This is a genomic window from Polynucleobacter sp. AM-25C3, assembly GCF_018882335.1.
GTDB lineage: Bacteria > Pseudomonadota > Gammaproteobacteria > Burkholderiales > Burkholderiaceae > Polynucleobacter.
The window spans coordinates 77,310-101,165 of the sequence record NZ_JACVOS010000009.1; the positions used below are offsets into that span (position 1 = coordinate 77,310).

Here is a 23,856-nt window from a genome sequence, read left to right on the forward strand (position 1 = left end):
TTCATTGTGGCAAAAGATCATGCAGAGCATTTGATCCATGTCATCAATTTGTCATAATATTTCCATTATCATCGAAATATGAAAAATGCTGAAGCCATTCAGGCTTTCCTAGCCCTAGGGCAGGAGTCACGTTTAAATGTATATAGATTGATTGTTCAAAAAGGCGATCAAGGCCTTATGCCTTCTCAAATTCATGAGTTGCTGGGTATTCCTAATGCAACCTTGAGCTTTCATTTAAAAGAACTCTACTTAGCAGGGTTAATTACGGTGGAGCGTCAGAGTCGCAATCTCATCTATCGACCTAACGCTCAATTGGTTCAAAACCTGAGTGAATTTTTATTAGATAACTGTTGCGGTGGCCAGTCTTGTGCTCCGCTTAAACCTTCGAAAAAGGCCAAATCATCATGAAAACCTACAACATCCTCTTTCTGTGTACGCATAACTCTGCACGCTCAATATTGGGTGAGGCTTTAGCATCAACCCATCCTAGTGGCAAGCTGGTCGGTTTTTCAGCTGGCTCAACGCCCGGTACAAGTGTTAATCCCATCGCCGCAGATATTGCCGTAGAACTAGGAATGGATCGTGCGCTATTGAAGTCTAAAAGCTGGGACGTCTTTGCAGAAACCAATGCACCGAAGATGGATTTCATCATCACGGTTTGTGACAATGCCGCTGGAGAAGTGTGTCCATTCTGGCCAGGTCAACCCGCTACGGCACATTGGGGCTTTCCTGACCCATCGTTAGTGCAGGGTACCGATTTAGAAAAGAAGGCCGCTTTTGTAAGTGTGATGAATGGCTTAAAGAAGCGCATTGATATCTTGGCTGCCATGCCCTTAGAAAAGTTAGACTCCATGACGCTGAAGGCAATCCATGCATCAATCCAAACGCAAGCATGAATGCCTTAACCAAAAAACTCTCCTTTCTTGACCGCTACCTCACGGTATGGATCTTTGCAGCGATGGCTTGCGGAATCGCCCTGGGCTTTATATTTCCTGGTGTAGAAGGGTTAATTAACTCCTTCCAAGTTGGCACCACCAATATCCCCATCGCTATTGGTCTGATATTGATGATGTATCCGCCGTTTGCAAAGGTGCGTTACGAAGATTTGCCTGATGTGTTTAAAGACAAACGCATTTTTCTGATTTCGATATTGATGAACTGGATTGTTGCGCCTGCATTAATGTTTTTTTTGGCAATCACTTTTGTACCTGATCAACCGGAATATATGGCTGGCTTGATTTTGATTGGTATTGCTCCCTGTATTGCCATGGTGATTGTGTGGAACGATATTGCTAAAGGTTCAACTGAGTATGCTGCTGGTTTAGTGGCATTTAATGCCATTTTCCAAGTACTCTTTTTTAGTGTCTACGCCTATTTCTTCCTCACAGTTTTGCCGCCTTACTTTGGCTTAGCCGCATCCAATGTCAGCGTGAGCATGGGGCAGATTGCGGAGAGCGTCTTTATCTATCTTGGCGTACCTTGCATTGCGGGTATTTTGACCCGAGTGGTGATGCTCAAGTTCATATCTAAGGATCAATATCACGAGCAGTTTGTGCCCCGCATCGGCAAGCTCACCCTGATTGCTTTGCTATTCACTATCGTGGTGATGTTTAGCCTGAAGGGTAAGCTTATTCTGAGTCTGCCGATGGATGTCGTCACGATTGCAGTTCCACTGTTAATTTTCTTCCTCATTATGTTCTTGCTGACATTCTTTGTAACGGGCAAGATGGGGATTGATTACAAGCGTTGCTGCACCTTGTCTTTTACGGCATCAAGCAATAACTTTGAACTCGCTATTGCTGTAGCAATTGCTGTATTTGGAATTAATTCAGGCGCAGCATTTGCAGCAGTCATAGGCCCTCTTGTAGAGGTGCCCATCATGATTGGCTTAGTTACGGTAGCGCTGTGGTTTAAAGAACGCTTCTTTAAGACCTAAATTCCCCTGGCGTCAGATGGCCCTTGCACAACATGGTTGTTTGATGCTAACATATTTGTTAGCATCATCAAATGACCTATACCATTCGCTATTACAGTTCTGAAGTGTTGGAGCAGATTTTTGTTTTACCTGTTTCTTTGCGGGCTCGATACATTGCTTTGACTGAACGCATGATTAAATATGGACCGCATTTGGGGTTGCCGCATACTGATTCATTTGGAAGTGGGTTATTTGAATTGAGGCTAAAAGGTGCAGAGGGGATCGCTAGAGTTTTCTTTTGTACGCTAGTGGGGCGTGAGGTTGTAATGTTGCATAGCTTTATCAAGAAGTCACAGAAAACTCCCGATCGGGAGTTAAGGCTAGCCAAGCTGAGGATGAGGGAGTTGAAATTATGAAGACAAAACCGTTAACTCATAAACAGGCCGTAAGTATCATGTTGAAAAACGCTGCTGTAAAAGCAGAAGTTCAGCGATTAAATAAAGAAGAGTTCGCCATTCTTGATGAGATTTTGAAGGCTCGTAAAGCTGCCGGCCTATCCCAGGCTGAAGTGGCTAAAAGAATGGGTACCCAAGCACCTGCTGTTGCTAGACTGGAAAGTTCTCTGGCTACTGGAAAGCATTCTCCAAGTCTTAGCACTCTTCGAAAATATGCTGCCGCTCTAGGCAAGAAAGTTGAGTTGCACCTAGTTTGACGGCGGGTAATGCTGATAGCGATCAGAACCTATGACCTATAAGGCCTCACGAGAGCCTCTAGCCCGAATGCATCATTCGCATGTCTGAGTGCATCAATGGATTCTCTGAGCGCCTTAATATCTTTGCACTTGAGCTTTTGCAGTTTCTTACGATCCATGCCATAGGTATCTACTAGGTAGCGAACTCGAGATAGACATATTTGCAGGCGGATGAGCCAGTAGATAGCAAAAATTCCGGGTGCGAATAGCAGAAGCAAAATACTCATTTAATAGCCTATAAAAAAGGCCGTCATGAAGACGGCCTATTGAGAATCAATCTTGCGATTATTTCAATGCTTACTTGATTAATAAAACAGGTTGTTTTGCTGCATTACTAATCTTCTGGGCTACTGAACCCATGATGGCATCAACAATACCAGTTCTACCTTTTGAGCCCATCACAATCAGGTCAAATTTTTCTTTATTGGCTAAGGCAATAATTTCGTTAGCAACATTACCGCGCTTAATCACCATATCGTGTTTTACGCCAGCAGTGTCAAGAGCCTTCTGGGCACTTTTTAGTTCTTTCTCACTAACTTCACGCAGGTAATCATCAATCACGCTGGTAGCAACAAATTGCTTAACGTGACCAAGGCCAATATCGTCATGAATACTGATCAATGTCACCGTGCATTTGCTGCGTAAATCTTTAGCTAACTTTCCAACGTACTTAGCTGCATTGAGCGAAGATTTGGAGCCGTCAACTGGTAATAATATTTTCATTTGTCCCTCTATTTTTGTAGTGAATAAACTGCACCTGCATTATTCTAATTTACTATTAAATTCAGTATAAATCTACGAAAAAATAGCAGATCTACACAGGCCATTGCTAAGACGGCGTTTTACTTCAGAAAGGCATCGTAGAAGGTTTTAATGATCAAGATAGTTACCAGAATAAAGAAGCCCTTGCGAATAAAGGCATTGCCATGCTTAATCGCAATCTTGCTACCAATTTGACCTCCTACGAGATTGGCACTGGCCATCAGTAAACCTAGCTTCCAGTCAAAATAACCGAGGTAGAAAAACACGCAGAGCGCCCCCAAATTGGAAGCGATATTGAGAAACTTGGCTGGCGCTGCAGAGCGTAAAAAATCGAAGCCCAATACTCGGGTGTAGAACAGCTTATAAAAAGCGCCAGCTCCAGGCCCCAGAAAGCCATCATAAAAACCAATAAGTCCGGCACCAGTTGAGGCAATCGCTTTTTGTTTATGGTGTTGGTGCTTGGGCGCATGAATTAACCCAGCACTGGACTTGATATTAAAGATCAGGAGCGCTAGCAATAAAAATGGCAGTGCGCCTCTGAGCCAATCTGTAGGTAATTGAGTTACAAGATACGCCCCGGCAACCGAGGCGAAGAAAGCAAATATAGAAGAAATAATTACTAAACCCCAAGGACTTTTATTAGCTCTGCTGTATTGAATGGCGGAGCCAATGGTGCCTACAATCGAACCAAATTTATTGACCGAGAGCAGGGTGGCAGGTGGAAAGCCTGGCAACACGGCAAAAAGGGCTGGCACCTGAATCATTCCCCCGCCACCGATGATGGAGTCGACCAGGCCAGCAAATAAGGCGCAAGCCAGCAATAAGCTGAGGTCAAATACGGAAAGCTCCAACATGTCAGCTTAATTGCGTTTTAAGGTAGCGGTTAATTGCCTGGTCAAGACGTTCGTGGATGGTGGATTCATTGTCATGCATTATTTTTTCATAAATTGTTTTGGAGATGGGTACAAAGGCATCAATCACGGCTGGATCAAAATGCGTACCACTATCTTTTTCAATAATCTCCATCGCTGTTTGATAGTCAAATGATTTCTTATAAGGTCTGTTCGAGCAAAGGGCATCAAATACATCAGCTACAGCAAAAATCCTGGCTGGAAGGGGAATGGCTTCACCCTTCAGGCCTCTTGGGTATCCTGATCCATCCCACTTTTCATGGTGGGCGCTGACCACTGGATAGGCTTCATGAAGCAGTGTTCTGCCTTGAATCATTTCTTCGCCGTGACTTACATGGGTTTTCATGATTTCCATCTCATCAAAATTGAGTTTTGATGGTTTGAGTAAGATGTCATCGGGAATACCAATTTTGCCAATATCATGCAAAAGGCCGCCAATGATGACGGGCACCATTTCTGCGGAGGGTAGATTGAGTGCCTCTGCAATTCGGATGGCGCTCAAGGTCACGCGATAGTTATGAATCCCTGTTTCCGCGTCCCTCTTGGCTGCTGCTTCTCCAAGGGATTTCATGGTCTGAATATTGGATCTAAAGAGATTATCTGATTTGAGATCTTTTTCTTTATTAAGGCTAATGATAACGGGGTAAAGAATGAGTCCGCATAGTAAGACTGCTAGTGCCACCATGATGGAAGTCTGTAAGGCGACCTCTCTTAATTGGGCTTCGCGCCATTGCGGGATGATGCTTAAGGTTTCTAAATAGCCAATAACCTGATTTTTTGCGTCCTTACCATTGCTAGTGAGCGGTGTGATGGTGTTGATTACCCTTCGGCCATCTGACAATTTTTGCGTATCTGAGGTGGTGTTATTTAGACCGGGTTGCTTGATGTGATGCAAGCCCATCATTGAGTGCTCAGTTTCACTGGGAGTGTCGCCGTACTCTGCGAGCTTATTCCAGTCTACATCGTAAATTTCTACCACATCAAAGATGCCGTATCGCACCAAGTAGTTAGCTGCTATGCCAGCTTCTTCATGGAACAAATAAAACTCGCTACTAAAGGGGCCATCCTTTTTCATCAGACGGTCGGCTGTTTCTATTGTCAATCCTTTATTTAAATCCCCTGCTGCATTAAATGCTTGTAACCAGGCTAGGTAGCCCATAGTAATGGCTAAGAGAATTGACACTAGCCCTATGCGCAAAGCAATTTTTTTATTAAAGGAGGGCATTAAGGTATTTTATTCGAGGGCTTTCAAGGTATTTAGATGATAAGCCTTCCACCTGAATTTAAGCGTCTTATTGACGGTAAATCGCCGCATTCCTCTAAAATAAGAATTAGTTATATAACTTGGATACCAATTCATTGTCATGGTCATGGAGCACATAGTATGAAAGTGAATTCCGATGGCGTATCCGCATCGAGGGTGTATCTGCCTTCAGGGCAGAGTCACACAAGCCTATTGGATTTCTTCCTTAGCAACTTTCCACATATTGAGCCAAGCGAATGGACCGCGCGCTTTAGTGAGGGCTTGGTGATGACTGCCGACGGTGCCCCAGTTGCCGCTAACAATGTCTATTTACCAAATACCCACTTACTGTATTTCAGGCGCTTGGCACGAGAGCCAGAGATTCCGTTTGATGAACGCATCGTATTTCAGGATGAGCATATTCTGGTGGCAGATAAGCCCCATTTTTTACCAGTCACACCCAGTGGGCTTTACTTACATCAAACCTTACTCAATCGGCTGAAGAAAAAAACAGGGATTCAGAGCTTGAGTCCAATCCATCGCATTGATCGAGATACTGCTGGCTTAGTTATTTTTTCAGTAAATCCCGAGGAAAGGGCGCAGTATCAAAATCTCTTTAGGGATCGAGCCGTCACGAAAGTGTACGAAGCCATTGCGCCATATTCAGAGGATCTCATCGGTAGATTGCCAATGACTTATCAAAGTAGGTTAGAGGAGTCTGAGCACTTTTTGCAAATGCAAGAAGTGGAGGGTGAGACAAATACCGATACCCGCATTGAATTGATTGAAGCAACAAAACCCTGGGCTAAATATCGCCTCACTCCAGGCAGTGGCAAAAAGCACCAGTTACGTTGCCATCTCAATAGCCTGGGGGCTCCAATAAAGCATGATCAGATCTATCCAATTCTTACTCCCTACCAAGAATATGATTTGGACTTTTCTAAACCACTGCAACTATTGGCTAAGGAGCTTGCATTTCTGGATCCCATCACTGGTAAGGCACATCATTTTTTCAGCACTCAATCATTAGATTTCTGAAATATCGCCACAAGTAGAACTACAAATGCGCTGCAGTAAAAAAGCAGGCAAAAATCACATTTAGACCGATCTATAATTGAACGAGCGGCTAATTTTGGCCGCTAGGGCTAGTCAGCATGCGGAAAGTGCGGATGCTGTAAATCCGACTTCATAGGAAAGCGCAAATGAGCAAAGAAACTTTAGGGACAAATGGCCTTCCAGGACATGATTATTTTTTGGATGCGGTCAATCATATTGACGAGGCTGTAGCTAGCAATACGATTGCTGCTAGCGCTGCAAAAGGCTTGGTATACAGCTTGGTGGAGACATTAGGCACCATGATTGGCGACCCTGATTTGCCAAGTCACCTAAAGTCGGGCTACATGGGCGCTTTAGATCTTGCGGTGGAATTGGAAGCGAAGCTAACAAAGCAGGCTTAGAAACTTAAAGTCATTCCAGCAAGGGCAACTTCGGTTGCCCTTAACCATTTAAGATGCCTCGCAAACCACCCTGATATTAAAGTTGATGAGCAAGTGCCCAAAGAAACGTTTAGTAGTGGCTCCCTTGGTAGATTGGGGCAAAGCTCTGATTGCTCTCAATCTTCTAATAATTACCTATCGGTAATTAATTCTTGAAAATCCCTGAAAATCACTTAAGATATTACCTATCGGTAACTTTTGGAGTGGATGATGGCGAATATGAAGAATGAAGCGGGTACCTCTATCAAGATTGGGTCTGCGAAAGACTTAGGGCCATTCGTTCAGCGATTTCGCTCATCCCAAAAAATCACTCAGGCTGATATTTCAGGTATGGCCAATACAGGCAATCGTTTCATTGTCGAACTTGAAAATGGCAAAGAAACGGTTCAGCTTAAGAAGGTTCTCGATGTTTTGGACACTCTTGGTTTGGAGATGATCATCCAAAGGAAGGGTGATAACTAATGGTGGATAGGTTCCTTTATGGAACCTATTTTGCTATAATGGACCCAAGTTCAATAATGGGGGCAACATGTCGATCAACGTCAAATTATCAGATTCCTTGGTGGAGCAAGCTAAGGCCTATGGCCATATTGAGCATCGCTCAGTGCCTAAGCAGATAGAGTACTGGTCACAGATCGGCAAGATTGCCCAAGAAAACCCCGACTTACCGTTTTCTATGATTCGTGAGATTTTGATTGCAGATCAAGAGCCTATCATCGGCGAATACGTATTTAACTGATGCGTTTACTTGTTACTGCCTCGTTTGTTAAGGCTACAAAAAAACTTCACCCTTCACAAAAAACAGAATTAGATGCTGCAGTAAAGGTGATCAGCTCAAGTCCATCTATTGGGGAGGCGAAGACTGGAGATTTGCTGGGAGTTCGCGTTTATAAATTCAAACTGTCGCAGCAACTATGCTTGCTGGCCTATCGAATTTTGGATGAAGAGAGCATTAAGCTGTTGACCCTTGGGCCTCATGAGAATTTCTATCGTGATTTAAAGCGTCAGGGTGAATGACGGTATGCAGAATATAAAAGAGAAAAGATTGGCCGTGGCACCTATGATGGATGGGGGCGATATAGCCATCTGAGCCATATAAATAAAGGCTCTTACTTTTTTAAAATTCAATTTAGGGCAAATTTAGGACAAGAATTCAATGTCTTACTTTGCTAAAAAATGTCTTGCATCTACACGTCCTAAGGAATGTTTATCAAACTAGCCAAGCGCTTTTAGTCTGATCTTGCGCAATTTCATCTTTCTAGCTGAATGAGAATTAAAGCGACCAAATTATTCTTTAGGGCCAGCCTTCGGGATAGTTTTTTCATTCATATTGCGAATAACCTTTGTTTAGAGCAATTCTTGGGGGAATTATTGGCACCATTTTGGGGCTCTAGCCCCAAAGTGGTGTTTTCTTCTACTTCCACCAATATGAAACATTCTCTAATGACCTCAGGCGGTAGGTATTTGTGCCCATCTGATTAATTTACTCAAGAGGTGAGAGATGAAACGTAGATCATTATTAAAGTTGTCGGCATTAGCAGCGGCCTTAAGTTTTGCAGGTATGAGTCATTTAGCTATGGCTCAAAGTAAGGAGCCAATCAAAGTCGGTATTTTGCATTCCTTGTCAGGAACAATGGCGATTTCTGAAACATCACTCAAAGACATGGATTTGATGGTGATTGATGAGATCAATAAGAGCGGCGGCGTTTTGGGACGTAAGCTAGAGCCAGTAGTTGTGGATCCTGCCTCCAACTGGCCATTATTTGCAGAGAAGGCTCGTCAGTTATTAACCAAAGACAAAGTTTCTGTTGTTTTTGGCTGCTGGACTTCTGTCTCACGTAAATCAGTGTTGCCAGTATTTGAAGAGTTGAATGGTTTGCTTTTTTATCCAGTGCAGTACGAAGGCGAAGAAATGTCTCGTAACGTGTTCTACACCGGTGCAGCTCCTAATCAACAAGCCATTCCAGCAGTTGAGTACTTAATGAGCAAAGAGGGCGGCGGCGCTAAGCGTTGGGTTCTCTTGGGTACAGATTATGTTTACCCACGAACAACCAACAAGATTCTCCGAGCATTCTTGAAGTCAAAGGGTGTCAAGGATGAAGATATTCAAGAAACTTACACACCATTTGGTCATTCTGACTATCAAACTATTGTTGCCAATATTAAAAAATTCTCTCAAGGCGGTAAGACAGCCGTTGTCTCTACTATTAACGGTGATTCCAACGTTCCTTTCTACAAGGAATTAGGTAATGCGGGCCTCAAAGCTAAAGATGTTCCAGTGGTAGCCTTCTCTGTTGGTGAGGAAGAGTTGCGTGGCGTTGATACTAAGCCTTTGGTTGGTCAGTTAGCTGCATGGAACTACTTCATGTCCATTAAGAACCCCGTAAATGACGCGTGGAAAAAACAATGGGCTGCTTACTCTATAGAGAAGAAGTTACCAGGCGCCAGCAAGCCTTTGACAGATGATCCAATGGAAGCTAGTCGTACTGGAATCTTGATGTGGAAAGCGGCTGTAGAAAAAGCAGGTACTACTGATGTAGATGCTGTTCGTAAGGCGATGATTGGTCAAAAACTCAATACTCCAAGCGGATATATTGAAGTGATGGGTGCTAACCACCATTTGTCTAAGCCAGTCATGATTGGCGAAATCAAAGCGGATGGCCAGTTCAATGTCATTTACAAAACTCCAACAGCCATTCCAGCTAAGCCTTGGAGTCAGTACATCGACGGTAATGCAGGCAAGCCTGATTCAGTCCAGTAATCTTTTATTAATATTTCCCTCCCTCATTTGAGGGAGGGTTTCAACATCTATTTATGAAACTCCCATTTTTTTCAAAACTAATTCTTTCCATTGTCTGCCTAATGACTTGTGGAATTACTTTTGCAAAAATTAGCGCTGCAGATTTAAAGCCATTATTTGGCGAAAACTTTGATGCAAAAGTGAAAGTGGTTCAGAGTCTATCAAAGGAGGGAAGTCCTGAGGCCTTAGATATTTTGCAAGCATTGAGCGCCGAGACGCTATTTTTATCACCTCAAGGAGTTGTAGTTCAAAAAGACGATCAATATATTGATGTAATTACCGGACAGAGCGTTACCGTAAAGTCTGATGAACTTCAGGATGTAGTGTTGAATAATCAATTGCGTGGCAAAGTGGATAACGGTCTGCTGGGTTTGCAATTAGCGTCTACTGATCCGCAGATTCGTACTAAGGCGGTCGATGCCTTAATTAAAGACCCTGAACCAGATACCTTTCCCTTGGTAGAGAAGTTGCTCGTCACTGAAAATGATCCGGCACTTAAGCCTAAGGTAGAAAAGTTATGGGCACTTTTGGCATTGCAATCAGATAATCAAAATTCTAAATTAAAAGCTATCGAATTACTGGGTGATAGCGGAGACCCGCAGGTGGCAGCTTTATTGGCACCACTGGCTAAAGAGGGTGGCCCAGTTCAAGAGGCGGCCGAAAAGGCAATTGCCAAAATTAAGAAAGCACAATTCAGTGGTGAAATTCTCGGCAATGTCATTGCTGGGTTTAGTTATGGCAGTATTTTGTTACTCTGCGCGCTGGGACTAGCGATTACATATGGCTTAATTGGTGTTATCAATATGGCTCACGGTGAGTTCCTTATGGTGGGCGCATATGCCACTTATATTGTTCAGGGATTCTTTAGGCAATATGCACCAGGCTATTTGGATTGGTACTTATTATTTTCACTACCAGTGGCTTTTCTTGCTGCAGCCTTGATAGGTATATTAATAGAGAGAACTGTCATTCAGTTTTTATATGGCCGCCCCCTAGAGACTTTATTGGCTACATTTGGTGTTAGCTTATTAATGATCCAGATGACGAGAACTATTTTTGGGGCTCAAAACGTTGAAGTCGCTAATCCAAGCTGGATGTCGGGTGCATTGCAGGTGCTACCCAATTTAGTGGTGCCATACAACCGTATTATTATTTTTGCATTTGCAATTGCAGTAGTCATTGTTACCTGGTTAGTGCTCAATAAAACGCGTTTAGGGCTTTTTGTAAGGGCGGTTACTCAAAACCGAACCATGGCTGCATGCGTTGGGGTTAAAACTGTTCATGTAGATATGTACGCCTTTGCTTTTGGAGCTGGCATTGCTGGTTTAGGTGGCGTAGCACTCTCTCAAATCGGAAACGTTGGCCCTGATTTAGGTCAAAGCTATATCGTGGATTCGTTTATGGTGGTCGTGCTTGGTGGCGTAGGCCAACTTGCTGGGACCATTTATGGAGCATTTGGTTTGGGTATTACCAGCAAATTATTGGAGCCATTTATTGGTGCCGTCTTAGCCAAGATTGCTATCTTGGTATTCATCATTATCTTTATTCAAAGACGTCCTCAAGGCCTCTTCGCATTAAAAGGAAGGAGCGTTGATTAATTATGGATATTAGAAAGCTAGCCCCTTCATCCAGCTTTACTTTGCAAGTTCCTGAGCGTGAATCAATTCTGAGTAGGCGTGCATATATTGCCTTGGCTGCATTGACGCTCTGTGTGTTAGTTGGAGTTCCAATACTTTCCTTGGTAGTGCCAGAAACAAGCGTATTTTTTATGTCTGCATATGCACTAAGCCTGATTGGGAAGATCATGTGCTTTGCTATAGCAGCATTAGCGCTAGATTTAGTATGGGGTTACTGCGGAATTTTAAGTTTAGGTCATGGTTTATTTTTTGCCATCGGCGGTTACATCATGGGTATGTATTTGATGCGACAAATTGGCTCCGGGGGCGTTTATAAAAGCGAGTTGCCTGACTTCATGGTGTTTTTAGATTGGAAAGAATTGCCCTGGTTTTGGAAAGGCAGCGAGCATTTCTGGTGGATGCTAATGATGTTAATTTTGGTTCCAGGTGTCATTTCCTGGATCTTTGGATATTTTGCTTTCCGCTCAAGAATTAAAGGCGTGTATTTTTCCATCATTACTCAGGCCTTAACTTATGCTGCAATGCTTTTATTTTTCAGAAATGAAACAGGCTTTGGTGGTAATAACGGCTTTACTGATTTCAAGCGGATATTAGGTTACTCGATTAGTGCACCGAGTACCCGAGTCACGCTCTTTATCGTTACTTTCCTCGTCTTATTGGGTAGCTTTATTCTCTGCCGTGCGTTAATTACCTCCAAGATGGGAAGGGTCATTACGGCGGTGCGAGATGCAGAGTCACGCTTGATGTTTTGTGGCTACAACCCATTAGGCTACAAATTATTTATTTGGGTTCTATCAGCGATCTTATGTGCAATTGCTGGGGCGCTATTTGTTCCGCAGGTCGGCATTATTAACCCAGGCGAAATGTCTCCAACTAACTCTATTGAAATGGCTATTTGGGTTGCTATTGGCGGTAGGGGAACTTTGCTTGGACCCATCATTGGGGCATTCGCAGTAAGCGGGGCCAAGAGTTTCTTTACCACTAACTTCGCCGAATATTGGCTATTCTTTTTGGGAATGATGTTTGTATTGGTTACATTGTTTCTACCAAATGGACTATTGGGCATTTATCATAAATTTACTGGTAAGAAGGGTGGTTCAAAATGAGCGCCCACTTTCTTGAAAAGGGGATTGATACATCTCATACCGGCATTCTGTATGTTGAAGATTTGTCGGTGAATTTTGATGGTTTCCAGGCAATCAATAAGTTGTCCTTGACGATTGATGTCGGAGAATTACGTTGCGTAATTGGGCCTAATGGTGCAGGTAAGACGACCTTAATGGATGTGATTACTGGTAAAACTCGTTCAACCATTGCTGATATTGATGGATCTGTGTATTTGGGGTCAACGATTGATCTCATGACCATGAATGAGCCGCAGATAGCTCAAATTGGTGTTGGACGCAAGTTCCAAAAACCAACTGTCTTTGAGCAACATCCTGTTTGGGAAAATCTTGAATTGGCGATGGCTGGAGATAAGTCATGGCATCACTCATTGGTGGCTAAAGTCGACTTAGAGGGGCGTCGTTTGATGGAAGCTGTTCTTGCCCTGACCCAGCTTGAATCTGAGGCTTATCGCCCAGGCGGACTGCTTTCTCATGGTCAAAAGCAACGATTAGAAATCGGGATGCTTTTAATGCAGCAGCCTAAACTTTTATTACTTGATGAACCTGTTGCTGGCATGACTGATGAGGAGACCATGCGCTTAGCAGAATTGCTCAATTCTTTGCGAGGCCAATGCTCGATGATGGTAGTTGAACATGACATGGAATTTGTTGCTGCATTAGCAGGTGAAAAAGGTAAGGTTACTGTTCTAGCTGAGGGATCTGTTTTGGCTGAAGGCACATTAGATGAAGTCAAGCGTGATGAGCGCGTAATTGAATCGTATTTAGGACGTTAATCATGTTGATCGTAAAAGACCTCAATCAATACTACAGTGGAAGTCATATTCTCCGTAATGTGAACTTTGAAGTTCCGAGGGGTCAATTAACTAGTTTGCTAGGTCGAAATGGCGTAGGCAAAACTACTTTGCTAAAGTCCCTCATGGGGGTGGTGAAGGTTAAGACTGGATCGATTGCTTGGGATGGAAAAGAGCTGGGCAATTTACCTCCTTGGTCAAGGGTGGATAATGGTTTTGCCTATGTGCCACAGGGACGCGAAATTTTTCCTAGACTCACGGTTGAGGAAAATTTATTGATTGGCGCCGCAAAGTTTTCCAGCTCGAAAAATATCCCCAGCTATATATATGAGTTATTTCCGATTCTGTCGGATATGAAAGCACGGCGGGGCGGTGATTTATCCGGTGGCCAACAGCAGCAATTAGCAATTGGACGTGCACTCATGTCTCAGCCAGAATTAATTATCTTGGATGAGCCTACCGAGGGTATTCAGCCTTCAATCATTCAGGATATTGGCCGCTGTCTTCGTAAGCTAGTCGATGAGATGGGGATTACTGTCTTGCTAGTAGAGCAGTATTACGATTTTGCAAAAGAACTGTCTGATAACTACATTGTGATGCGCCGAGGCGAAGTGGTGGCCCAAGGTAAAGGAGTTGATATGGACATCAATGGTGTTCAGGAGATGATTTCAGTTTAAAGTGGATGCTGAATTCACTAAAGTGGTTTAACCATATGTTTTTAGCTCCAGATAACGCAGTAAAACAGCTATTTAGGTCTCTAAGTCCAAGTTGGATGGCTAAGCTGAGCCTATCTTATGAGCGCACCCCGATTGGCACGGTTCTGAAAAGAAGTCTTCACGAGGGCCCGCTACGAGTACAAAAAGCGCTATACCCTGAGGGCGATATTATTTGCCACACGGTGATCATCCATCCGCCAGCAGGAATCGCTGGAGGGGATACTCTGGATATTCAGGTTTCGCTTGCTAAAGAGGCCCATGTAGTTCTATCAACCCCAAGTGCAACGAAGTGGTACAAGTCTTTTAAGAATCCGGCAACGCAAAGTATTCAATTTCAATTGGGAGAAGGGGCAAAGTTGGATTGGCTTCCTCAAGAAAATATATTTTTTAAGGGCTCCAATTCCAATCTTTTGACCAAGCTCAATCTTCCCTTTAGTGCTTCATTTATCGGTTGGGATGCATTGATGTTAGGGCGTCATGCCTCTGGAGAAGAATGGTCAAATGGACATATTCATCTTTTAAATGAAATTCGCCGTGATGGGAAATTGATTTGGATTGAAAATGGGCATATTGATGCTGAAGATTTATATTCAAAGTCACTGCCTCAATTAGGATCATGGCCCGTATGTGCAACTTTATTGGCATTGGGGCCTCAGTGCCCCAATCATTTGGTTGAAACTCTTTCTGGGATGATGTCATGGACCGATACATTAAGAGCTGGTGTCACGTTGATGCCGCAGGGGGTGGTAATAGTACGTGCAGTATCTACAGATATTGAGATGACAAGAAATTGGATGATAGATGTATGGACTAAGTTAAGGCCTATGGTCCATGGTGTATCGGCTCAACCGTTAAGGCTTTGGGCTTCATAGAATTGTTATAAAGGTGAAATATGGAATTAACCCCGCGTGAAAAAGATAAGTTACTCATATTTACCGCCGCACTTTTAGCTGAGAGGCGTAAGGCGAGAGGTCTAAAGTTGAACTACCCAGAATCAGTTGCTTTAATTAGTGCTGCAATCATGGAGGGTGCTCGCGATGGCAAAACCGTTGCTCAGTTAATGCATGAGGGACAAACTATTCTCGGTCGTGATGACGTAATGGATGGTATTCCAGAGATGATTCCAGATATTCAGGTGGAAGCCACCTTTCCGGACGGAACAAAACTAGTTACCGTTCATAACCCCATTAATTAGGAATTGAGATGACCATTCGCATGAAAAAATTATTATTAGCTACTAGCTTAGTTACGGGTATGCTTTTCTCAGGTCTAGCTTTTTCTCACCCAGGGCATGATGCTTCGGTGAGTTTTATGTCAGGCTTTACGCATCCATTCAGTGGGTTTGATCACTTTTTAGTAATCGTGCTTGTGGGCTTTTGGAGTGCCTTCACGCTGAAAAAAATCTGGTTTGGCCCATTCGCTTTTATATTGGGCATGTTTCTTGGGGCTCTTGCGGGACTAAGTGGCCTACCCCTTAATTTCTTTGAATTTGGCATTGCCGCTTCAGTCATTGCTATTGGCATCTTGCTTTTGGTTAAAAATAAATACCCAACTAATGCGATTCTTTCTTTGATTGGGGCTTTTGGGGTATTTCATGGCTTTGCCCATGCTCAAGTATTTTCAAGTGCGTCCCTGGGAATTTCCTTGATCTCTAAAGATATGGCAGGTTTACTTTTGGCAACAGCGATCCTGCACTTAAGCGGCACTCTGTTGGTTAAGCTTCTGAAGGATAAAACTACCATCATTGCAAGGATCACTGGGTTTGCTAGTGTGATCTATGGTTGGGTATTAATTAGTCAACTCTCGTTTGCTTTGCTTGGCGGTGCTTCTGTATGAGTTCTTCCGCTAATTCAAATAGTCAACGCTTCATACCCGGTCAAATGTTTGTTGAACCCGGGGATATTGAATTTAATGTAGGCCGAAAAACGCTTTCACTTGAGGTCTCTAACAGTGGTGATCGTCCAATTCAAATTGGCTCGCATTTTCATTTCTTTGAAGTTAATGATGCATTGTTGTTTGCTCGTGAACAAGCAAAAGGAATGCGTCTCAATATTGTGGCTGGTACAGCTGTTCGTTTTGAACCTGGTCAAAAGCGCACTATTGAGTTAGTTGAAATATCGGGTGACAAGAAGATTTTTGGCTTTGCCGGGCGTGTTATGGGGGATGTGTAATGGCTAAGATTAGTCGTCAAGCTTATGCCGAGATGTTCGGACCTACCGTTGGTGATCGGCTTAGGTTAGCTGATACCGGTCTTTTAATAGAGATTGAAAAAGACTTCACCATTTATGGAGAAGAGGTCAAATTTGGCGGCGGTAAAGTGATTCGTGATGGAATGGGTCAAAGCCAACGAGAGTCAAAGGATTGCGCTGATACCGTGATCACCAATGCAGTGATCATCGATCACTGGGGTATTGTCAAAGCCGATATCTCGATTAAAAATGGATATATTTCTAATATTGGTAAAGCAGGCAATCCTGATATTCAACCTGGGATTACTTCGGTCATTGGTCCTGGGACCGAAATTATTGCGGGCGAGGGGATGATTGTGACTGCTGGTGGAATTGATACCCATATCCACTTCATATGTCCCCAGCAAATTGAAGAGGCTTTGATGTCTGGTGTGACCACCATGATTGGCGGTGGTACTGGCCCGGCAACAGGAACTTTTGCAACTACTTGCACTCCAGGGCCTTGGCATATTCAACGAATGCTGCAGTCGATTGATGCTTATCCTATGAATATTGGTTTGCTGGGTAAAGGTAATGCAAGTTTGCCTGCTGGATTGCGCGAACAGGTAGATGCTGGCGCGATTGGATTGAAGCTTCATGAAGATTGGGGTACAACCCCGGCTGCAATCGATTGTTGTTTGGGTGTAGCTGATGAGACGGATACTCAAGTGGCTATCCACACAGACACCTTGAACGAATCTGGTTTTGTTGAGACAACCTTGGCGGCCTTTAAGGGACGAACCATTCACACATATCACACCGAAGGTGCGGGTGGTGGCCATGCACCTGACATTATTCGCGCATGCGGGGAATCCAATGTCTTGCCGTCTTCAACAAATCCCACTAGGCCATTTACAGTCAATACCCTAGATGAGCATTTAGATATGTTGATGGTCTGCCATCACCTTGATGCCTCTATTGCTGAAGATATTGCCTTCGCAGAATCTCGTATTCGTCGTGAAACGATTGCCGCAGAGGATATCTTGCACGATCTCGGCGCTTTTTCCATGCTTTCATCAGATTCCCAGGCGATGGGTCGAGTTGGTGAGGTCATTATTCGTACATGGCAAACTGCTGACAAGATGAAAGCGCAGCGTGGTTTATTGCCTGGCGATACCAATCAGAATGATAACTTCCGGGTTAAGCGCTATATTTCAAAGTACACCATTAATCCTGCGATTACACATGGTATCTCTCATGTAGTTGGCTCGATTGAGGTGGGCAAGTACGCAGATTTAGTCTTTTGGAAGCCAGCCTTCTTCGGTGTGAAGCCTTCATTGATATTGAAAGGTGGTTCTATCGCAGCTGCTGCCATGGGTGACCCGAACGCATCCATTCCAACGCCACAACCTGTCCACTATAGAAATATGTTCGCCGGAATAGGGCAGGGAATTCGGCATAGCTCTTTAACCTTTATTTCTCAATCAGCCATGCATGCCAATATTCGTGATGCTTATGGACTGGAGAAGCAGGTAGAAGCAGTAAAAAATTGCCGCTCTATTACTAAAGCAGACATGATTCATAACGATTGGCAGCCAAATATCACAGTTGATCCTGAAACGTATCAGGTTATTGCTAACGGTGAATTGCTTACTTGCGAGCCAGCTAAATCATTGCCAATGGCTCAACGCTATTTCTTGTTTTAGGAAAATACATGTCAGAACCAATTCGTGTTGAAAAAATTATTCCCAAAAGCCAAGGATTGGCAAAGGCAGTTTTGGCCAGGGCGGTGGAATTAAAGCTACCCTTTGAATCTCGTAATAAAAGCCGTTTCTCAGAAACACTTTCCGATGGACGTGAAGCCCATTTTTTCTTGCCCAGAGGAAATGTACTGGTTGATGGGGATGTCTTAGTTGCAGATGATGGCTCAATGATTAAAGTTTCTGCCGCCAATCAAGAGGTGGTTACGATTGCTTCTAGCGATGCCCATCAGTTAATGAGAGCGGCATATCACCTCGGGAATCGCCATATTCCAGTGCAAGTGGGCGAGGGTTTTTTACGTATTGAGCCAGACTCAGTGCTTGAGGGGATGATTTCGCAATTGGGATTGGATGCCAAGCATGAGTTGGCTCCGTTTGAACCTGAAACGGGCGCTTATGGTGGCGGTCATCGACACAGTCATGCTGAGACCTTCGATAGCGACTATGCACTAGCCCAGAAAGTCTATTCCGATCACGAAAAGCCACATGTTCATGGGCCTGGTTGCTCTCATCATCATGGCGATCACGAGCATCCCCATGAGCATTGATCTCAACGAAATTACTGCATTAATGCAGTTGGCATCACCAGCGTTGCCGATTGGCGGATATAGCTATTCTCAAGGTCTGGAGGCCGCGATTGACTCTGGCTTGGTGCGAGATGCTTTCACTGCAGAATCTTGGATTGAAGATGTATTTCTAGGTGTATTTGCAAGATCTGAGGCGCCACTTTGGCTGTTAAGTTATCAAGCTTGGAAAGATAATCAGATCAATGATGTAAGGCATCTGAATGAGTACTTCTTGGCAAGTCGTGAAACCTCTGAGCTACGATCAGAAGCAGAGCAAATGGGGTGGTCTTTATTGCAGATTGCTCAATCATTAGGTTGGGGCGGTGATAGCCTAGCACAATTAGCCGACATCAAACCTCTGTCATTATTGATTGCTCATACTTACGCTTGTCTTCATCTCAATATCCAATCTCAGAACGGCTTGGCAGCCTATGCCTTTTCTTGGATTGAGAACCAAGTTGCCGCCTCTTTGAAAGCCATTCCACTAGGACAAGTTGCAGGACAGCAGGCTTTAACTAAGATTCGTTTACTGGTTCCTGAGATGGTTGAAGAAGCTAAGCGCAGAGCCAAATCAGATTTATCAATGGTTGATAATTTTTCACCGATGTTAGCCATCCTTTCCTCTAGGCACGAAACCCAATATTCCCGATTATTCCGTTCATAAAAAATAAATCATGAGAACTAAAAAGAATCCCCCGTTGCGCGTTGGTATTGGTGGCCCAGTAGGTTCTGGCAAGACAACTTTGCTTGAGATGCTCTGTAAGGCTATGCGGGACCAATATGATTTGGTAGTGATTACTAATGACATCTACACCAAAGAAGATCAGCGCTTACTAACAGTTGCTGGCGCTTTAGACCCCGACCGAATTATGGGTGTAGAGACGGGTGGATGTCCTCATACTGCTATTCGCGAGGATGCTTCCATCAACTTAGAGGCAGTAGATCGCATGCAAAAACAATTTCCTGACGTGGATATTATTTTTATTGAATCAGGCGGGGATAATTTAGCTGCTACCTTTAGCCCTGAGCTTTCTGACTTGACAATCTATGTGATTGATGTTGCCGGGGGTGAAAAAATTCCTCGTAAAGGTGGTCCTGGAATTACGCGATCTGATTTACTGGTAATCAATAAGGCTGACCTTGCCCCTTATGTTGGAGCGTCGCTTCCCATCATGGAGTCTGACGCTAAAAAGATGCGTGGTGACAGACCTTTCATTATGGGCAGTGTTAAATCGGGTGATGGATTAAAAGAAATTATTAAATTCATTGAACTAAAAGGATTGCTTACGAATTAATTTTATGAATTTTGTCTTAAGGTTTTTAGCTACAAGTGTTTTAGCCATTCTTGGCACACCATCCGGACATGCCCACGGGATTGCTGGAAATCGATACTTCCCACCAACCATTGTTGTTGAGGACCCCTATGCGGCGAATGAAGTGCATGCTGTAGTTGGGAAATCGGCAAATATTGGCGCCGGCAACACTAATACGGATTCTGGGAATGTTGGTTTAGTAGGTATTGGTATTGAACCCTTAGATGGTTTTGGAATTGCTATCAATGGTCTTTATCGATCGCCAAACGGTAATTTAACGCCTCAAACAGCTGGATTTGATAATCTCTACTATGTAGTGAAGCAAGAGCTTCTGATTAGCGATACTCACGAGTTTGCTGTTTCATTTGGGGTTTTAGGGCAGGTTGGTAAAACTGGCTCTAGCAGTGGCGATGCCTATTCGACTTATGCACCTTCAATTTTTTATGCAAAGGGTTTTGGCGATTTGCCAAATTCGCTATCCTTTCTAAAACCACTAGCGTTAACTGGTGTGCTGGGATACCAAATCCCAACAGAACAATCTCAACCAAAAGTATTTAATTGGGGATTTACTGTCCAATATAGTTTGCCTTACTTAAATCAATTTGTTCAAAAAACAGGGTGGAGTGATTTTATTAATCGCCTAGTTCCCGTAATTGAACTTCCAATGCAAACATGTTTATCTGGAAGATGCTCTGGTCAGGTTATTGGTTCGATCAACCCTGGAATCATTTGGGTTGGTGATGGCTTTAATATTTCTGCCGAGGCAGTGTTTCCTGTTAATAGTCAGTCAGGCGCTTCTAACGGAGTTCTATTTCAGATTCACAAGTACCTAGGAAATGAATGATTGGCTCAGTACCAATATTAAATTCAGACGTATTTTCAATATGGAGAATAAGTTAAGCATACTAAAATCTTCAGTAATTTAATAATGATAAAAAGTGCCTGTGAACCCTAAAAGCAAGAAGAGATTGTGCACTGCACCAATGATGGATGGGGGCGACATGGCCATCTAAGTCATATAAATAAAGGCTCTTACTTTTTAAAATTCAATTTAGGGTAAATTTAGGACAAGAATTTAATATCTTATTTTGCTGAAAAGTGCCTTATATCTACACGTCCCAAAGAATGTTTATCAAACTAGCCAAGGGCTGCTAACGGCCAATATGAGCCCATTGAAAATCTTGTACTAAATTATCACATTTGGCCTATCCAAATATCTGAATAAGGCTGAAAATCGATTAAGTCTTATGCGCCAAATCATTATTTTTCTTCTGGTTAACCTAAATTTGCTGAAATTGTATGCGGCAGAGCCTCAATTCGATGACTCTTTGAGTGCTACATCTACTGGAAAAGTCAGCACAGTCATTGGTGGGGTTGAGTCTGCTTCTGAAGGCGTTATTTCATCTACTCAAATTGAAAGTCAGGGTCAAGTACGTCCAGCAGATGTTTTGGAGTTTATTCCAGGTGTAGTGGTTACCCAGCATTCAGGGGATGGTAAAGCTAATCAATACTTTTTACGGGGTTTTAACTTAGACCATGGGACGGACTTTTTAACTCGGATTGAGGGGATGCCTGTTAATTTGCCGTCGAATGCTCATGGTCAAGGTTATATGGACTTGAATTTTCTAATTCCAGAGGTAATTGGTCAGATTGATTACAGAAAAGGGCCTTATTACTCGGATACAGGAGACTTTTCTTCGGCAGGTTCATCTAATATTTTTTACAAAAATAAACTCGACACGAATTTTGGTTTAGCTACTGTTGGGTCTAATAACTATAAACGCTTGTTATCGGCTGGATCAATGGTAGTTAACGAGACGGGTAATTTAATGGGCGCTTTAGAGGTTCTTCGTAATGATGGCCCCTGGGAAAATCCTGAGGGGGTTAAAAAGCTTAATGGGCTCTTAAAATATAGTGATCATATTGGTGGCGATAAGATTTCACTCTTAGCTATGGGCTATAGAAACTCGTGGAATTCGACCGACCAAGTCCCATTGGGGGCAATTAGCAGTGGAATTGTTAATCGCCACGGGGCAATTGATCCTTCTGATGGCGGCACCACCTCAAGATATAGTCTCTCAGGTTTATGGCGACGAGATTTAGACGATGGCTATGCAGAGGTATCCCTTTATTACCTTCGCTATCAGCTACAACTTTTTTCAAACTTTACCTACTATCTCAATGATCCTATTAATGGAGACCAGTTTTCACAGACAGATAACCGCAATACTTATGGAGGGCAAGCTCAAAGGGTGTGGTTAGGAAATTTAGCTGGACTAGCAATGAGTAACACTTTGGGCTATCAGCTTCGTCAAGATCGAATCCAAGTGGGGTTGAATAATACAAAACAACAACAAGTTTTGAGTAATGTTCGAGAAGATAGTGTTGTTCAAACTAGCAATAGTCTTTTCGCTGAAAATGATATTGAATGGCAGCCTTGGTTCCACAGCAAGATTGGTGGTAGATACGATCAATATGCATTTAATGTTGGTAGTAATATCTCACAAAATTCAGGGACAAGTAATTCGGGTATTTTTTCTCCGAAAGCCACTTTGACTTTGGGACCTTTTTATAAAACAAACTTTTATTTGAACTATGGACAAGGTTTTCATAGTAATGATGCTCGTGGCACCGTGATTAAAGTTGATCCTAGTAATACGGTAGTTCCGTTAAATCCAGTCCCCGGGCTTGTAAAGACAACAGGTTATGAATTTGGCATTCGCTCGCTAGCGATAAAAAATCTAGAAACCTCTTTAGCCTTGTGGCAGTTAAATATAGGCTCGGAATTAGTTTTTGCTGGGGACGCTGGTATTACTGAGCCTAATCGTCCGAGCCAGAGAAAGGGTATTGAGTGGTCCAATCACTATACGCCACTATCATGGTTTGCATTAGATGGAAACTTTACCTATACCAAGGCTCGTTATATTGATGGAGATCCCCTTGGTTATTTTGTACCAGGATCCGTAGGATTAACTGGATCAATCATGGCTGATTTTCGTAAAGGTCCTTGGTCAGGCGGGGTTCAATGGCGTTATATTGGACCTAGCCCCCTTATAGAAAATGGTAGTGTTTATTCTAGCTCTGCCAGCGTATTTAACGGTAGAGTGAAATATGAAGTTACGCCTAAGGTGTATTTAACGCTTGATGTATTTAATTTGTTTAATCAACAGGCGAATGATATTTCCTATTACTATCAGTCAAGGGCTGCGCCCAAACTTCCCGCCAGTTCAGATATAGCCATTCATCCCGCAGAATCTCGAAGCTATAGGGCAACTCTTACATATAATTTTTGATGAGCCAAGGCTGTAATTTGATTATGTATGACAGTCCGTTTCGGGTCGAAAGCAGCCTCTTTAATGTTCAAAAGTACGATGAATTTATGGCAAATTTAGGGCAAGAATTTAATATCTTATTTTGTTACAAGGCGATACTAGAAATGACTAGATGAGCTAAAGCTATCAAAGTCGGAATCTATTCCTGAATCATTGCCACTGAAGTCATTGTCAAAGTTTGAATCAAAAATATGATCAGTCTCCCCGATTGAAGTGATCCACTTATTAAGAGATGCGTCTAAAAGTTATGAAGTTTTGATTCATGCCGAAAATTATGAGCTGTATTTGCCTTCTGAGGAGCTTGAAAATAGCGATGCTTCGGAGGTGCATGACTCAGAGTTGGAGGGTGAGGAAATTGATTCCCATTTCAACTATAAAACTTAATAATTTTTATCCCAAACCAACCCAGCCAACAGGTTTTTCTTTATGAAGTTTTGATGGTTGGGTAATACCCCCGCCCCTTAACCTGAGTTAAAAGTAGAATTTCTAAGTTGTTTGATTTAAAGGAAATTCTATGAAAACCTCCCGCTTTACCGATAGCCAAATCATGGCCATCCTCAAACAAGCC

Annotated in this window: 29 protein-coding genes; 25 read left to right on the forward strand and 4 right to left on the reverse strand. The window is 43.0% G+C overall.

All coding sequences use genetic code 11. From position 1 onward, the window contains the following. Positions 1 to 78 precede the first annotated feature (78 nt). The 5 genes from ICN12_RS07590 to relB all read left to right on the forward strand — a co-directional run bounded on the left by ICN12_RS07590 (position 79) and on the right by relB (position 2,627). Positions 79 to 408, forward strand: coding sequence for an ArsR/SmtB family transcription factor (locus ICN12_RS07590; RefSeq protein ID WP_216271901.1), 330 nt, complete (start codon positions 79 to 81; stop codon positions 406 to 408). Beyond that, a complete protein-coding gene (locus ICN12_RS07595; protein WP_216271902.1) occupies positions 405 to 896 on the forward strand; it encodes an arsenate reductase ArsC in 492 nt (163 codons plus the stop codon). The genes ICN12_RS07590 and ICN12_RS07595 overlap by 4 nt, the downstream gene beginning before the upstream one ends. After that, positions 893 to 1,936, forward strand: coding sequence for an ACR3 family arsenite efflux transporter (gene arsB, locus ICN12_RS07600; RefSeq protein ID WP_216271903.1), 1,044 nt, complete (start codon positions 893 to 895; stop codon positions 1,934 to 1,936). Before ICN12_RS07595 ends, arsB begins: the two co-directional genes overlap by 4 nt. A 71-nt stretch (positions 1,937 to 2,007) precedes the next feature. Continuing rightward, entirely contained in the window at positions 2,008 to 2,331 is a 324-nt protein-coding gene (locus ICN12_RS07605) for a type II toxin-antitoxin system RelE/ParE family toxin (protein ID WP_216271904.1), read from the forward strand. Further along, entirely contained in the window at positions 2,328 to 2,627 is a 300-nt protein-coding gene (gene relB / locus ICN12_RS07610; RefSeq protein ID WP_370624983.1) for a type II toxin-antitoxin system RelB family anti-toxin, read from the forward strand. The genes ICN12_RS07605 and relB overlap by 4 nt, the downstream gene beginning before the upstream one ends. 29 nt (positions 2,628 to 2,656) lie before the next feature. Here the strand turns inward: relB and ICN12_RS07615 are convergent, their stop codons facing one another. The 4 genes from ICN12_RS07615 to ICN12_RS07630 all read right to left on the reverse strand — a co-directional run bounded on the left by ICN12_RS07615 (position 2,657) and on the right by ICN12_RS07630 (position 5,564). After that, positions 2,657 to 2,893, reverse strand: a complete 237-nt coding sequence (locus ICN12_RS07615; RefSeq protein WP_216271905.1) for a hypothetical protein — start codon at positions 2,891 to 2,893, stop codon at positions 2,657 to 2,659. A 70-nt stretch (positions 2,894 to 2,963) separates the two neighbouring features. Continuing rightward, a complete protein-coding gene (locus tag ICN12_RS07620) occupies positions 2,964 to 3,389 on the reverse strand; it encodes a universal stress protein (protein ID WP_216271906.1) in 426 nt (141 codons plus the stop codon). A 119-nt stretch (positions 3,390 to 3,508) separates the two neighbouring features. After that, complete coding sequence (locus tag ICN12_RS07625) at positions 3,509 to 4,282, reverse strand: sulfite exporter TauE/SafE family protein (protein ID WP_216271907.1); 774 nt, start codon at positions 4,280 to 4,282, stop codon at positions 3,509 to 3,511. 1 nt (position 4,283) lies between these two features. Continuing rightward, positions 4,284 to 5,564: an HD-GYP domain-containing protein gene (locus tag ICN12_RS07630; RefSeq protein ID WP_216271908.1), complete on the reverse strand. Its 1,281-nt coding sequence runs from the start codon at positions 5,562 to 5,564 to the stop codon at positions 4,284 to 4,286. 159 nt (positions 5,565 to 5,723) lie between these two features. On the opposite strand from ICN12_RS07630, the gene ICN12_RS07635 reads away from it, so the two are divergent. From ICN12_RS07635 to ICN12_RS07730, 20 genes are all read left to right on the forward strand, one after another. Next, positions 5,724 to 6,620, forward strand: coding sequence for a pseudouridine synthase (locus ICN12_RS07635; protein ID WP_216271909.1), 897 nt, complete (start codon positions 5,724 to 5,726; stop codon positions 6,618 to 6,620). A gap of 164 nt (positions 6,621 to 6,784) precedes the next feature. Next, positions 6,785 to 7,039: a hypothetical protein gene (locus ICN12_RS07640; RefSeq protein WP_216271910.1), complete on the forward strand. Its 255-nt coding sequence runs from the start codon at positions 6,785 to 6,787 to the stop codon at positions 7,037 to 7,039. Between the two features lie 246 nt (positions 7,040 to 7,285). Beyond that, positions 7,286 to 7,540 carry a helix-turn-helix domain-containing protein gene (locus ICN12_RS07645; protein WP_255537753.1) on the forward strand — a complete coding sequence of 85 codons (255 nt, stop codon included), beginning with the start codon at positions 7,286 to 7,288 and terminating at the stop codon, positions 7,538 to 7,540. Positions 7,541 to 7,607: 67 nt separating this feature from the next. Beyond that, positions 7,608 to 7,817: a TA system antitoxin ParD family protein gene (locus ICN12_RS07650; RefSeq protein ID WP_216271911.1), complete on the forward strand. Its 210-nt coding sequence runs from the start codon at positions 7,608 to 7,610 to the stop codon at positions 7,815 to 7,817. Beyond that, positions 7,817 to 8,095 carry a type II toxin-antitoxin system RelE/ParE family toxin gene (locus ICN12_RS07655; protein ID WP_216271912.1) on the forward strand — a complete coding sequence of 93 codons (279 nt, stop codon included), beginning with the start codon at positions 7,817 to 7,819 and terminating at the stop codon, positions 8,093 to 8,095. Before ICN12_RS07650 ends, ICN12_RS07655 begins: the two co-directional genes overlap by 1 nt. 484 nt (positions 8,096 to 8,579) lie before the next feature. Further along, positions 8,580 to 9,839, forward strand: coding sequence for an urea ABC transporter substrate-binding protein (gene urtA, locus ICN12_RS07660; protein WP_216271913.1), 1,260 nt, complete (start codon positions 8,580 to 8,582; stop codon positions 9,837 to 9,839). Positions 9,840 to 9,892: 53 nt separating this feature from the next. Continuing rightward, positions 9,893 to 11,476, forward strand: coding sequence for an urea ABC transporter permease subunit UrtB (urtB, locus tag ICN12_RS07665; protein WP_216271914.1), 1,584 nt, complete (start codon positions 9,893 to 9,895; stop codon positions 11,474 to 11,476). Positions 11,477 to 11,478: 2 nt separating this feature from the next. Continuing rightward, complete coding sequence (urtC, locus tag ICN12_RS07670; RefSeq protein WP_216271915.1) at positions 11,479 to 12,621, forward strand: urea ABC transporter permease subunit UrtC; 1,143 nt, start codon at positions 11,479 to 11,481, stop codon at positions 12,619 to 12,621. Beyond that, on the forward strand, positions 12,618 to 13,415 hold the full coding sequence (gene urtD / locus ICN12_RS07675; RefSeq protein ID WP_216271916.1) for an urea ABC transporter ATP-binding protein UrtD: 798 nt from the start codon (positions 12,618 to 12,620) through the stop codon (positions 13,413 to 13,415). Before urtC ends, urtD begins: the two co-directional genes overlap by 4 nt. A 2-nt stretch (positions 13,416 to 13,417) precedes the next feature. After that, entirely contained in the window at positions 13,418 to 14,110 is a 693-nt protein-coding gene (gene urtE, locus ICN12_RS07680; protein WP_216271917.1) for an urea ABC transporter ATP-binding subunit UrtE, read from the forward strand. Between the two features lie 95 nt (positions 14,111 to 14,205). Beyond that, positions 14,206 to 15,021, forward strand: a complete 816-nt coding sequence (locus tag ICN12_RS07685; protein WP_255537754.1) for an urease accessory protein UreD — start codon at positions 14,206 to 14,208, stop codon at positions 15,019 to 15,021. Positions 15,022 to 15,041: 20 nt separating this feature from the next. After that, positions 15,042 to 15,344: an urease subunit gamma gene (locus tag ICN12_RS07690; protein ID WP_216271919.1), complete on the forward strand. Its 303-nt coding sequence runs from the start codon at positions 15,042 to 15,044 to the stop codon at positions 15,342 to 15,344. 8 nt (positions 15,345 to 15,352) lie between these two features. Then, on the forward strand, positions 15,353 to 15,985 hold the full coding sequence (locus ICN12_RS07695) for a HupE/UreJ family protein (RefSeq protein WP_216271920.1): 633 nt from the start codon (positions 15,353 to 15,355) through the stop codon (positions 15,983 to 15,985). Beyond that, the gene (locus ICN12_RS07700; protein ID WP_216271921.1) at positions 15,982 to 16,320 is read left to right on the forward strand and encodes an urease subunit beta; all 339 of its coding nucleotides are present in this window, start codon (positions 15,982 to 15,984) and stop codon (positions 16,318 to 16,320) included. The genes ICN12_RS07695 and ICN12_RS07700 overlap by 4 nt, the downstream gene beginning before the upstream one ends. Beyond that, positions 16,320 to 18,023 (forward strand): urease subunit alpha, encoded by a 1,704-nt coding sequence (ureC, locus tag ICN12_RS07705; RefSeq protein ID WP_216271922.1) that lies wholly within the window; start codon positions 16,320 to 16,322, stop codon positions 18,021 to 18,023. Before ICN12_RS07700 ends, ureC begins: the two co-directional genes overlap by 1 nt. Positions 18,024 to 18,031: 8 nt before the next feature. Beyond that, positions 18,032 to 18,625, forward strand: a complete 594-nt coding sequence (gene ureE / locus ICN12_RS07710) for an urease accessory protein UreE (RefSeq protein WP_216271923.1) — start codon at positions 18,032 to 18,034, stop codon at positions 18,623 to 18,625. Further along, entirely contained in the window at positions 18,615 to 19,307 is a 693-nt protein-coding gene (locus ICN12_RS07715; RefSeq protein ID WP_216271924.1) for an urease accessory protein UreF, read from the forward strand. The genes ureE and ICN12_RS07715 overlap by 11 nt, the downstream gene beginning before the upstream one ends. A 10-nt stretch (positions 19,308 to 19,317) precedes the next feature. Beyond that, on the forward strand, positions 19,318 to 19,938 hold the full coding sequence (gene ureG, locus ICN12_RS07720) for an urease accessory protein UreG (RefSeq protein ID WP_216271925.1): 621 nt from the start codon (positions 19,318 to 19,320) through the stop codon (positions 19,936 to 19,938). A 4-nt stretch (positions 19,939 to 19,942) separates the two neighbouring features. Beyond that, positions 19,943 to 20,800 carry a hypothetical protein gene (locus ICN12_RS07725; protein ID WP_216271926.1) on the forward strand — a complete coding sequence of 286 codons (858 nt, stop codon included), beginning with the start codon at positions 19,943 to 19,945 and terminating at the stop codon, positions 20,798 to 20,800. A 403-nt stretch (positions 20,801 to 21,203) separates the two neighbouring features. Further along, on the forward strand, positions 21,204 to 23,249 hold the full coding sequence (locus ICN12_RS07730; protein ID WP_216271927.1) for a TonB-dependent receptor: 2,046 nt from the start codon (positions 21,204 to 21,206) through the stop codon (positions 23,247 to 23,249). Positions 23,250 to 23,856 lie beyond the last annotated feature (607 nt).